This is a genomic window from Elusimicrobiota bacterium, from assembly GCA_016788905.1.
Lineage (GTDB): Bacteria > Elusimicrobiota > Elusimicrobia > FEN-1173 > FEN-1173 > JADKHR01.
In genome coordinates, this window is sequence record JAEURZ010000034.1 from 1 (window position 1) to 10790 (window position 10790).

General features: G+C 52.8%; 13 protein-coding genes. All 13 read left to right on the plus strand.

Annotated features, from left to right (window positions below):
- On the plus strand, positions 1-448 hold a 448-nt coding region (locus JNK54_10460; GenBank protein MBL8024679.1), incomplete at its 5' end, for a discoidin domain-containing protein.
- A gap of 208 nt (positions 449-656) precedes the next feature.
- Positions 657-947: a MerR family transcriptional regulator gene (locus tag JNK54_10465; GenBank protein ID MBL8024680.1), complete on the plus strand. Its 291-nt coding sequence runs from the start codon at positions 657-659 to the stop codon at positions 945-947.
- Positions 944-1777 (plus strand): AAA family ATPase, encoded by an 834-nt coding sequence (locus JNK54_10470; GenBank protein ID MBL8024681.1) that lies wholly within the window; start codon positions 944-946, stop codon positions 1775-1777. The genes JNK54_10465 and JNK54_10470 overlap by 4 nt, the downstream gene beginning before the upstream one ends.
- A 341-nt stretch (positions 1778-2118) precedes the next feature.
- Positions 2119-2391: a hypothetical protein gene (locus JNK54_10475; protein ID MBL8024682.1), complete on the plus strand. Its 273-nt coding sequence runs from the start codon at positions 2119-2121 to the stop codon at positions 2389-2391.
- A gap of 13 nt (positions 2392-2404) precedes the next feature.
- On the plus strand, positions 2405-4474 hold the full coding sequence (locus tag JNK54_10480; protein ID MBL8024683.1) for a type II secretion system protein GspD: 2070 nt from the start codon (positions 2405-2407) through the stop codon (positions 4472-4474).
- Entirely contained in the window at positions 4464-6140 is a 1677-nt protein-coding gene (gene tadA / locus JNK54_10485) for a Flp pilus assembly complex ATPase component TadA (GenBank protein MBL8024684.1), read from the plus strand. The genes JNK54_10480 and tadA overlap by 11 nt, the downstream gene beginning before the upstream one ends.
- Before the next feature lie 40 nt (positions 6141-6180).
- A complete protein-coding gene (locus JNK54_10490; GenBank protein MBL8024685.1) occupies positions 6181-7365 on the plus strand; it encodes a type II secretion system F family protein in 1185 nt (394 codons plus the stop codon).
- 4 nt (positions 7366-7369) lie between these two features.
- Complete coding sequence (gene gspG, locus JNK54_10495) at positions 7370-7873, plus strand: type II secretion system major pseudopilin GspG (GenBank protein MBL8024686.1); 504 nt, start codon at positions 7370-7372, stop codon at positions 7871-7873.
- A complete protein-coding gene (locus tag JNK54_10500; GenBank protein MBL8024687.1) occupies positions 7857-8333 on the plus strand; it encodes a prepilin-type N-terminal cleavage/methylation domain-containing protein in 477 nt (158 codons plus the stop codon). The genes gspG and JNK54_10500 overlap by 17 nt, the downstream gene beginning before the upstream one ends.
- Positions 8317-8670, plus strand: coding sequence for a hypothetical protein (locus JNK54_10505; GenBank protein ID MBL8024688.1), 354 nt, complete (start codon positions 8317-8319; stop codon positions 8668-8670). The genes JNK54_10500 and JNK54_10505 overlap by 17 nt, the downstream gene beginning before the upstream one ends.
- The gene (locus tag JNK54_10510) at positions 8667-9299 is read left to right on the plus strand and encodes a type II secretion system protein (GenBank protein ID MBL8024689.1); all 633 of its coding nucleotides are present in this window, start codon (positions 8667-8669) and stop codon (positions 9297-9299) included. The genes JNK54_10505 and JNK54_10510 overlap by 4 nt, the downstream gene beginning before the upstream one ends.
- Positions 9287-10234 (plus strand): general secretion pathway protein GspK, encoded by a 948-nt coding sequence (locus JNK54_10515; GenBank protein MBL8024690.1) that lies wholly within the window; start codon positions 9287-9289, stop codon positions 10232-10234. The genes JNK54_10510 and JNK54_10515 overlap by 13 nt, the downstream gene beginning before the upstream one ends.
- Positions 10231-10790 (plus strand): hypothetical protein (locus JNK54_10520; GenBank protein ID MBL8024691.1); only part of this gene is annotated, 560 nt, incomplete at its 3' end. The genes JNK54_10515 and JNK54_10520, both read left to right, overlap by 4 nt.

Here is a 10790-nt window from a genome sequence, read left to right on the forward strand (position 1 = left end):
TGGCCACGACCTCGTCGGCGCCTTCCGCAAGCTGCAGGACGAAGGAGTCCACCCCCCCTTAATCCCCAGTAACAACTACACACGCTGGACAGCACTCGCGCCCGATCGGGGAGAATGGATCACAATAGATTTAGGGGCTCCAACGGAATTTAAAGAAGTTGTTCTTCACTGGGAAGCGGCCTATGCCAAAAGTTATCGGCTTAAATGCTCTTTGGATGGAAGAACCTGGGCAAAACTGGTGGATCCCTATATTTCAGATGGGGGTTTCGATCGAATTCCGGTGGGGCAACGGACAGCGCGGTATGTGAAGATGGAGGTGATCGCCCGTTTTAATCCCGAATGGGGTTCCTCCCTGTGGGAATTTGGGGTGTCGGATGGGCGATCGGTAACAGCATCAAGTAACCCCCTTGGAGCAGGTGCCGTGATCGATGGGAACCCTGCGCCCTGATATCTGATGACATCCCTTGATCCACACGGATACGCCCGGGATGGAACGCAAACCAGGATTGACCCAGGACAAGAAACCTGGGTGAGAAATCTGTTAACCTTTAAACCGCAACCCTTCTAACAAAATAAGTACATATCGGAGTATTTGTTTTTGAACACCATTTTGCTATCATCGCCATTGCTCTCCAACTGGAGAGTTGGAGGGTGGTGTGGGATTGAAGACGATTTATCTTCTTAAGGATTTGGCTCGGGCGTCGGGGTATTCGGTTTATACCGTGGAGTATTACCTTAAGGAAGGGCTGATCCAGGAATTTGGTCGAGGACCTTCGACTGGTTATCGCTACTTTGATGAAAAATCTGTTCGGCGACTTCTGTGGGTGAGGGGAATGCGAAAAATGGGGAAGTCGATCTCCCAAATTAAAACGCTTTTAAATTCAAAACGGGTGTCGGGTCGAAAAATCCCGGGTGGTTCGGCTGTTCCATTGGGAGTCGCCCAATGAGTTACCACACCTTGCTTGGTCTAAAACGTGAGCCCTTTTCAATTAGTCCGGACCCGGCGTTCTTTTATCAGTCGCCGGGACATCTTTCGGCCCTTCAACGGCTTGAGATCAATATACGAATGCGGCGGGGATTGGGGCTTATTCTGGGGGATGTGGGAACAGGGAAAACCACGTTAGGTCGGGTTTTAATTCAGGCTTTTGCACGGGAGCCGGATTTTGAATTTCACCTTATACTCAATCCCCTTTATCAATCGGAATTTCAATTTCTTGAAGCGCTCTGTAAAATGTTCCGCCTTGGGGGCGTATGGCGTTCCACCATGGACTGCCTGGAAGCCCTGGAGACATATCTTTACCAGAAGCACGCCGTTGAGGGAAAAACCACCGTCCTCCTGGTAGACGAGGGGCAAAATCTCTCGCTGAATCTGATTGAAGTCCTGCGGTCACTCCTAAACTTTGAAACCAACGAACACAAACTGCTCCAATTGGTTGTTTTAGGTCAGTTAGAGGCCTTACCCCGGTTTGTCCGGATTCGGAATTTCATGGACCGAGTCAACATGAAATACCTCATTAACCCTTTTGATCCGGAGGAAACACGAAAAATGGTCCGATACCGCCTCTCCCAAGCGGGGTTGAAACCGGGCCAAACGCTTTTTACCGAGGAAGCTCTCTCCGTTATTTTTGATGCCACGCAAGGATACCCCCGGCGGGTGACCTTCCTCTGCCAGCGGATGCTGGAGGAACTCTTGCTTCGGGAAATGAAATGGGTTGACCAGGCTCTGGCCATGGACGTGGCGGAGGGAGAAAAGCGATTGATGGGGGTGGATTCGTGACGCCATCACCTGAATCTCGGCTGTTGGCACACATTAGAAAAAAGAGTGGACCGCCTCTTCACTTTCAGTGGAAAACTTGGTTCAAATCACGTTCTTTACAGGTAAAAAGACTGTGGGGGGGAAGGGAAAAACTGGACGCGATCACCCTATGGCGCTGGGCCAACGCGGGGATGGCTCTTGTCTTGATCGGGACCGTTTTCTACGGTGGTTTCGCCTTTTTTCGTCCACTGAATCCGATCCTTCCCCCTAGAGCAACCCCTCCTCATGCCAAGTCCGAGAGAAACTTCGTCCCTCAACGACCAACCTTTTCCCAACTCACGCAGCGGGCTATTTTTCGGGACATGGCTCCTGCCCCGCCACCCGCTCCGGAAGTGAAGGTTCCCGATCTGCCTCCGCCACCACCTCCCATTCCGTTAAGTGTTAGGGCATCGAGGTTTCGGTTGGTGGGTATTTTGGCGGGGGATAACCCTCAGGCCATTCTTGAGGACTCACAAACCCAACGGACCATTTACGCGACTCGAGGGCAGCTCATTGAAGGAATCTTGGTAGAAAGCGTGGAGACAGGGAAAGTTGTTCTGTCGGCTGACGGAGAACATTTTGACATTACATTGTAGAACGAGGGGAATTATGAGACGACTCTTACTGATTGGAACGTTCATTATGGGTGGGGTATTGGTTTGGGCTGGGCTTTCTAAAGAAGATTGGGCGAGCCTTACCCTTTCGCGTGGATTCGTCCCGGGGGAAACCGTTTCGATAGCCCAATGGAACGAGATCTTAGATAAACTTAAATTAACCCCCGCGATCGAGAGTTCCAACTCCAATCGAAGCCCTGTTGATGAGGCGTGGGCTTCGGTTGCGCAAAAGTACAATTTCGAAGATAAACCCACCTATTCCCATGAGGAGTGGACCGTTCTTTTGGGGGCGGTTGAATCGGATACGCCCCTTCCCCAATCGCCGGTGCTGAACACGACGGTAACATCATCCACGGACACGGTGTTGTCCAGCGGTGTGGCCCCCGCGATCCTTCCCGCCATCGTGGCGGCGCCTCTGGGGGAAGCACCCTCTTCTCCGCCAGATTCTGCTCCCAATCCACCCAACCTCCTTGCGGTGACAGAATCCGCCCCCCCACCTCTGCCCCCCCCGCCACCCCCCCGACCCACTAAAACGATTTCGCTGGACTTGCGTGAGATGGATGTGGTGGAGGTTCTGAAAATCCTGTCCCGGCAAAGTGGAATGAACATTGTTGTGGGGCGTAATGTGATGGGCCGAGTGACGGTCTTTCTAAAAGATGTGGATTTGTGGGATGCCTTGCAAACTATTTTAGAAACCCGCGATTTGGCCTACGTTGAAAAGGGAGGTCTCATTACCATCCTTACAGCCCAGGACTATGAAAAGGTTTATGGCCAAGCTTTTGGGTCAAAAACAGAGACCCGGGTGTTTCCCTTTAAAAGCATTGAGGCGGCCCGGGCGAAAGTTCTCCTGGAACCGTTTCGCAGCAAAGTGGGGAGCATCGCCATAAACGAAGGAACAAACACGCTTCACGTGGAGGACACTTCCGAGGTTTTAATAAAAATGGAACAGATGATTGCGGGATTTGATGTCCCCATGCAAACACGTGTTTTCACCATTAACCACGGGTCCGTGGAGGAGATGATGCCCAAGGTAAGCCCGATGGTGAGTCGGGACTACGGAAACATTCAGGCGGATAAACGATCCAACTCCATTGTTGTCACTGACAACCCCGCGCGCCTCCTGGAAATCGCTCACTTGATTGAATCTTTTGATGTTCGAGATCGGGCGGTTTTAATTGAGGCCAAAATCGTCCAAATTATTCTAAACGACGATTATCAGTGGGGGATCAATTGGCAATACGTCTTTAATCGGGTCGCCGGCAACGCCTTGAGGTCACCCATCATTGGTTCCGTGACACAAAATCTTCTTACGGTGCCTCTCACGGACCTGACCCCCGATATCAACGGTCAAGTGAAAGCCAAGGGGGTCACGGGAAATGTGAACATTACAAAACTGCCCCATGGGGCAAGTTTTTCCTCCATCATTAATTTTTTGGACACCATGGGAAAAACGAAGATGCTTTCTTCTCCTCGGATCATGGCGCTCAATAATCGGGAAGCCAAAATTCACGTGGGAACGAACGAACCGATTCTGACTCGAAATATTGTCAACGCGGGGAGTTCGACCATTCAGCCGATAGTGACAGAGGATGTCAAGTTTGAACCGGTGGGGGTATCGTTGGCGGTAACGCCTTCGATCGGGTCCGATGGTTTTTTAACCATGAAAATCCGGCCGGAGGTCAGTTCGGTTCAGTCCGTCATTACAACGGAAAACGGGAGTTCCATTCCCATCGTGAGGACGTCCGAAGTGGAAACCCATGTTTTAGTGAAAGACGGGGTGACGGTTGTGATCGGTGGGTTGATTGAAGACCAGCAAATAGTGACGGATACCCATGTGCCCATTTTAGGGAAGATTCCTCTCCTTGGGATGGCGTTTCGCAATCGGAGCCGGACCACTGTCAAAACGGAACTCTTTGTATTCCTGACACCCCGGATCGTTACGGGGGACGTGGATGCACCGGAATCGGAAGTTTATTTGCCTCCCTACGAAAAAGTCTTAGAAAAGAAACCGCGTCGGCGTGGTTTCTTCTACCGAATTTTTCATCGGAAACCCCGTGGACATTAATCGTCTGGGCGCCATTCTGTTGGAAGAAGGGGTGATCGATGCGCCCACTTTGGAAGAAGGTTTGGCGGAACATCGAGCCGGACGATCCTTTCAGGAGTTCCTCATGGGCAAGGGTGTGGTAACGGAAGACATCCTCCTGGATATGTTGGTGCGTCACGCGGGGATCACCCGAATCCATTTATCCGACGAATCCATTGATCCCCAGGTCTTGCGCCTGGTGAGCGCCCGAGTGGCCAATCACTATAAGCTCATGCCCCTTGGGCTGGAGGGAGAAAGGCTGCGGGTGGCTTTTTCCTTTCCCCCTGATGTCGTCCGACGTGACGAACTTCGCATGGTTTTACGACGGGAGGTCTCTCCCGTGCTGGCCGGAGAAGGCGAGATCGCCAAAGCCGTTAAAGAGCATTATGGGTTTGGGGCCGAAACTGTTGAACGATTAGTTGAATCGGACGCGGACAAAAGAATCGAACCTCAGGTTCGGCTCAACGATTTGGACGAAAACCAAGATGCTTCCGTGATCCGGGTGGTGAACCAGATTTTATTGGAAGCCTACGAAAACCGTGCCACAGACATCCACCTGGAACCTTACGAAGACGAGCTACGCGTTCGTTACCGGGTCGATGGAATCCTTTACGATGCCAAGATTGCGGATTCATTGAAACGGTTTCAATCCGCACTGATCTCCCGGGTCAAAATCATGGCGGATCTTTCCATTGCGGAAAAAAGGTTGCCTCAGGACGGGCGCATCAAAGTTCGCGTGGGTGGGCAGGATATGGACCTTCGTGTGTCGACTTTGCCCACACCCTTTGGGGAAAGTGTGGGAATTCGTCTTTTAACGAGCCGGCAATTCTTGGACCTTCGTCATTTAGGTTTTGATTCGGAACATTTGGGAGTTTTGGAAGAATATTTAGAAAAACCCCACGGTATTATTTTGCTTACCGGACCCACCGGTAGCGGGAAAACCACAACCCTTTACGCTTTCTTGAACCGGATTAATGCTCCCCAGCGTAAAATCATCACTATTGAGGACCCCATTGAGTACCAGATGAAAGGAATTACCCAGGTTCAGGTTCAGCCTTCCATCGGACTCACGTTCGCCCAGGGGCTTCGTTCGATGCTTCGCCATGATCCGGACGTGATGATGGTGGGGGAGGTTCGGGATTTGGAAACCGCCGAAATCGCCATCCGAGTGGCGCTGACGGGGCATCTGGTTTTTTCCACGTTGCACACCAATGATGCCCCTGGAGCGGTGGCTCGACTGGAAGATATTGGCGTGGAGCGTTATTTGATTTCCTCTTCCATCGTTTGTGTGATTGCCCAGCGACTGGTTCGGGTCCTTTGCCCTGCCTGTCGGAAATCCTTCCCCGCCACTTTGGACCATATGAAAAAGTTCGGAATTGAGGGCCCTCCCCCGACTATTTATAAATCCGTTGGATGTTCGATCTGTAAATCCACGGGTTTTCAGGGCCGAACGGTCATTTACGAGATTTTACCCATTACCGATGAAATTAGAGCCCTGGTGGTGGAACGGATTCCATCTCACCTCATTCGGGACCGGGCAATCGAACGAGGAATGCGCACGCTTCGGCAATCGGGATGGAAAAAAATCCTCCAAGGGATAACAACCACGGAAGAGGTTCTCCGCGCCACACTGGAAGAAGGGCAATGAGGGGGCGTGATCCTTTGAGTGTATACGGGGGGAATCCATAGTGCTTTTTCGTTATCGCGCTAAAAGTGCCCCTGGTCAGGCGGTGGAGGGTGTTCTCGAAGCCGAGAACCGATTGGCCGCACTTGGAAAGCTTTCGGACATGGGCTATTTCCCCTTAGACGTGGAGGAAGCTGTAGGAGGTGCGGTTCCGTTTCGGGGGAAAGTGTCTTCAAAGGATCGGGCCCTTTTTACGCGTCAGCTGGCCGATTTACTGGATGCCGGTCTCCCCTTATTGAAAGGGCTCCGGGTCGCTGCAGAACAAACATCAAATCCGAAGTTGTCCGCAGTTTTGGGAGAGGTGAGCGATCGTGTGGAGGGGGGGAGCTCCTTAGCGGAGGCGTTACGCACCCATGGTGAAATTTTCCCCCCGGTCTACGTGGGCCTGGTCCGAGCGGGTGAAGTGGGTGCTTTTTTAGGGACGGCGTTGGAACGGTTGGCTGATTTGGAGGAGCGGCAAGACGATTTGCGTGCGCGAATTCGGACTTCATTGGCCTATCCGGGATTAATCCTTTTCACGGGGGCCGGAACAGTGTTCTTTTTGTTGTTGTATGTGGTTCCTAAGTTGGCGACCGTTTTTGAGGAAATGGGACAGCAATTGCCTTGGGCTACCCGCTTTCTTGTTGGATTGGGTCAGGGGACCTCTTCGCCTGCGGGGCTTCTCCTTTTATCGGCGATTGTGGTGGTTCTCCTATTAAGTCGTCACGTGGTGGCCCGGTGGATTATGTCCCATTCTTTGACCCATCTCCCCGTCTGGGGACCATTGGCGCAAAAAGCCTCTCTCGCGCGGTTTGGTCGAACCCTTTCGGTTCTATTGGCCAGCGGGGTCCCCATTCTGGAATCCCTTCAGCTTTCGGCTGATGTTTTGGCTCATCCTGTGTTAAGTGAAAAACTTATGGAAGCCCGTCGTCGGGTGGGTGAAGGCGAGAGTTTGGCCGAAAGCCTACGTGCGGCGGGAGGATTTCCACCCTTTGTAGCCAACATGATCGCCGTGGGAGAAGAGGGACGCAGTTTAGGGAGATCTTTGGATAAGGTAGCGGCCGCCTGTGAGCGCGACTGTGACAGGGCGCTAAAAGTCTTTACGGCTCTCCTGGAACCAGCCTTGATCTTGGTTGTGGGGTCTGTTATCGCCTTCATTGTTTTAAGTATGTTGCTCCCCATTTTTCAAATGTCAACTTTCGTGAGGTAACGTTATGAAACCACTGGGTGTAAACTTTTTTTATTGGAAGAGATGGGTTTGGGAACGGAGGTCGATCGGACGAACGGGTGCCGAGGGGGGATTCACCTTAATTGAAATGTTAGTGGTGGTCGTGATCATCGCCACGTTGGCCGCCATGATCATCCCCCGTTTTGCGGGACGGACTGAGGAGGCCAAGGCGTCTGCCGCCGCGGCGGATATCGAATCCAACTTGGCCAGCGCGTTGGATCTTTATGAATTGGACAACGGTGGGTATCCTACGACAGAGCAGGGTCTCTCGGCCCTTCGTCAGGAACCCACCACCCCACCCCTTCCGCGAAAATGGAAAGGCCCCTATTTAAAAAAACGGGGCCCTTTAGTGGATCCCTGGGGTCACACCTATGTTTACGTTTCTCCTGCTCAGCGGGGGGTTGATTATGACCTTTCTTCTTGGGGCCCCGATGGAGTGGGGGGCACGCCAGATGACATCACCAATTGGGCGAATGAAGAAACGCGTTGAGTCCGGTTTTACCCTGATCGAGTTGATCTTGGTGACGGTCCTTTTATTGGTTTTTGTTGGGTTAACTGTTCCCCAATTTCGCCAAGGATTTCGACGGTTTGCGGATGAACGGTCGGCCAGCGAGATGGAAGACCTTTCCCGTTACGCACGAGTGATGGCGGTACAGCGTGGGGTCCCTTATCAGATGTCCTTTTCTGAGAAGGACGGATCCTACCGACTGCGGCGGGCGGAAAAAGGTGGGTTTGTTCCGGTGGCGGGACGCATCGGCCTGTGGCGAAATTTACCGGATGAAGCTCGGGTTCAGGGATCGTCAAGGGACGTCACCTATTTTCCGAACGGGACCGCCGAGGGGGGGCCTCTGGAGTTTTGGCGGGCCAGTGAACCCCTGTGGACGATGATGATCGACCCTGTTCTGGGCGAAACCCTTTTTGTGGAGCCACCCCATGAAACCGCGGGCTGATGGGTTTGTCTTGTTGGAGGTCCTTTTGGCCGCTTCGGTTCTGGCGGTCGGTTCAATCCTTTATTATCAGGCTCTGTCCAGCGCCATGCGGCACACCCGTCAGGCCGATCGCGAATACCGGGTGGGGTTGGCTCTGGGTAAAAAAGTTTATGAAACGGAACTCTTACACCAACCCGCTACCACCGCGGACCAAGAAGTGGACCCCGACCTGGGCCAACTAACATGGACAACAATGAATGAAAGGGAATTAACAACCGGAATCAATCTCTGGACGGTTCGAGTTTCGTGGGAAAGGAAGGGACAGGCCGATTCCCTCCTGTTGGAAGCGATCCCGTGAAGAGAGCCCCGGGGTTCACTCTCATTGAATTGGTATTGGCCCTGGGGCTCACCGCCATTCTGGCCACCACCCTGGGGGGGGTACTGCGGGGCGCGGTTGGAACCTGGCGGGACATGCGGGATTCGTCACGGGCGCGACAACGGGCCCAAGCCCTTTTCAATCGTTTGGGTGAAGATTTACGCAATAGCATTTCATTCCCCGGGGAATCGTTTATTGGAACAGGAGGAGAACTTGTTTTCAAAACGGTGGTGGATGTCGCTCGGGAACCCGGTTCGTTAGAGACCCAACCCCAAATAGCTCGGGTGCGCTATCACCAGGAATTCGATGAAGTTTCCGATCTGTCTTTACCCGGTGGACCACGAGTTGTTCGGGAACAGAAAATATACACCACTTCCATTTTTAGCGACGCACGGAAAACCCGAGTTGAAATCCCTGCGACTATTCATTTCGCCTTTGCCTACGCTGGAGGATCGGTGGGTGAGGTTCTTTGGGAGGACGTGTGGATTGCGTCGGATACGGTTCCCGGTGGGGTTAAGGCCTCCCTTGTATTCCAATCGAAAAAGGGCCCTCTTCAATACGAGTCGGGGTTTCGAATCCCCACAGGAGTATTTCCTCCATGGAACGAGTAACCACACGATCGTCACAGGGCTCCATCCTCATGGTTGTCCTTTGGCTCATGGGGATTCTGGCCCTGGTGGCCTCGGCTTTTTCATTTCATGCTCGAACGGAACGGCGTTTAACTGTTTTTCAGTGGGATCAAATTCAACAGGCTCAAGTGGCCAAGAAGAAGTCTGCTCAAGCGGCGGCCTTGGTTGAAAACTCCAGTGCTCCCTTAACGTTGGGTGATTTAAGCCTTTGGGACGCCTTGATCTTTCCGGACAAAGCGGAGCCCACATCCCCGTTTCTTTCGGACGAATCTTCACGCATTAATGTAAACTTCGCGACGAAGGAAACGTTGGAGCGATTGACGGGTTATCGTGACGTGGCGGCCTCGATCCTCGATTGGCGGGATTCGGACAGTCTCGTGACCGCAGGGGGAGCCGAAACCGATTTTTATGAAACGTTAGCCGAACCCTATCCCTGTCGAAATGGCCCCTTACAGAGCGTTCCGGAACTATTGCTTCTGAAAGGCATGACGGCTGAACTGTATGAAAAGATCTCTCCGCTCGTAACGGTTGAGGGGCCCGGCACGGTCAATGTCCATACGGCGCCAGCCGAGGTGTTGGAGGCGTTGGGCGCTTCAACGGCCCTTGTGAATAAAATCTTAGTCTATCGCAAAGGGGCCGATCTTTTGGCAGGGACATCAGACGATGGGGTATTTCCTAAGAAATCCCAGGTCATTGAACTTTTGGAAAAGAGGTGGCCCTTGAACGAGAGTGAAAAGGATTCCTGGCAAAAGGTGGAGGATCGAATCTCCCTAAGGGGGAGTGCCCTTCGTCTTGATTTCCCTGTAACGGTGGAAAATTCACTATCCACTCGCTGGTATCAAATCGGGGTCGATCCAACGGATGGGGGCCAGCGGATACAGTCCTGGCACGAGGGCACGGCGTGGGGGAAACGGTGAAAAGAGAATACAAAATAGGCCTGTCGGTTGACGGTGAGCGCGCCGTTCTGGTGGAGGTCCGCTTGGACCGATCGCTCCCCACGGTTGTCCGCGTGGCGGGTTTAACTCTGCCGCCAGGGTCTCCTGTTGAAAAGGCCAAGGCCCTTCACCGTTTGCTTAAAGAGCATAAATTCCACGCCCGCGAGGTGAGCGTCTGCTTGCCTCACCGGTTAGCAGCTATCAAATCTGTTCGGGTCCCCAGCACAGATCCAGTAGAAATTCGTTCCATGGCGATTCTTCAAGCTTGCCGTCTTATGCCTTTTTCTCCGGAAGAAATTGTGGCCGGGTATGAACCCGTGGAGTCTTTCCCGGATGGATTTTCTCAAATTCTTTTAACCGTGGTTCGGCGAGAGGACGTGGTTCCCCTTCTGGAAATATGTCGAGGAGCCGGTCTTCGCGTGAAACAGATATTCCTTGATTCCCACGCCCTCCCGTCCCTTGTCGCTGAGAGTCACGAATCGGCTTGTCTTCTGGTAAAAACGGAGGAACGGGAAGGGATGGTGGCGGCCATCGACAA

Bases quoted from the DNA above. Each gene is read 5' to 3' on its own strand.
- JNK54_10500 (MBL8024687.1), top strand. From the start codon at position 7,857: ATGAAGAAACGCGTTGAGTCCGGTTTTACCCTGATCGAGTTGATCTTG.
- JNK54_10480 (MBL8024683.1), top strand. From the start codon at position 2,405: ATGAGACGACTCTTACTGATTGGAACGTTCATTATGGGTGGGGTATTG.
- gspG (MBL8024686.1), top strand. From the start codon at position 7,370: ATGAAACCACTGGGTGTAAACTTTTTTTATTGGAAGAGATGGGTTTGG.
- JNK54_10475 (MBL8024682.1), top strand. From the start codon at position 2,119: ATGGCTCCTGCCCCGCCACCCGCTCCGGAAGTGAAGGTTCCCGATCTG.
- JNK54_10470 (MBL8024681.1), top strand. From the start codon at position 944: ATGAGTTACCACACCTTGCTTGGTCTAAAACGTGAGCCCTTTTCAATT.
- JNK54_10505 (MBL8024688.1), top strand. From the start codon at position 8,317: ATGAAACCGCGGGCTGATGGGTTTGTCTTGTTGGAGGTCCTTTTGGCC.
- JNK54_10515 (MBL8024690.1), top strand. From the start codon at position 9,287: ATGGAACGAGTAACCACACGATCGTCACAGGGCTCCATCCTCATGGTT.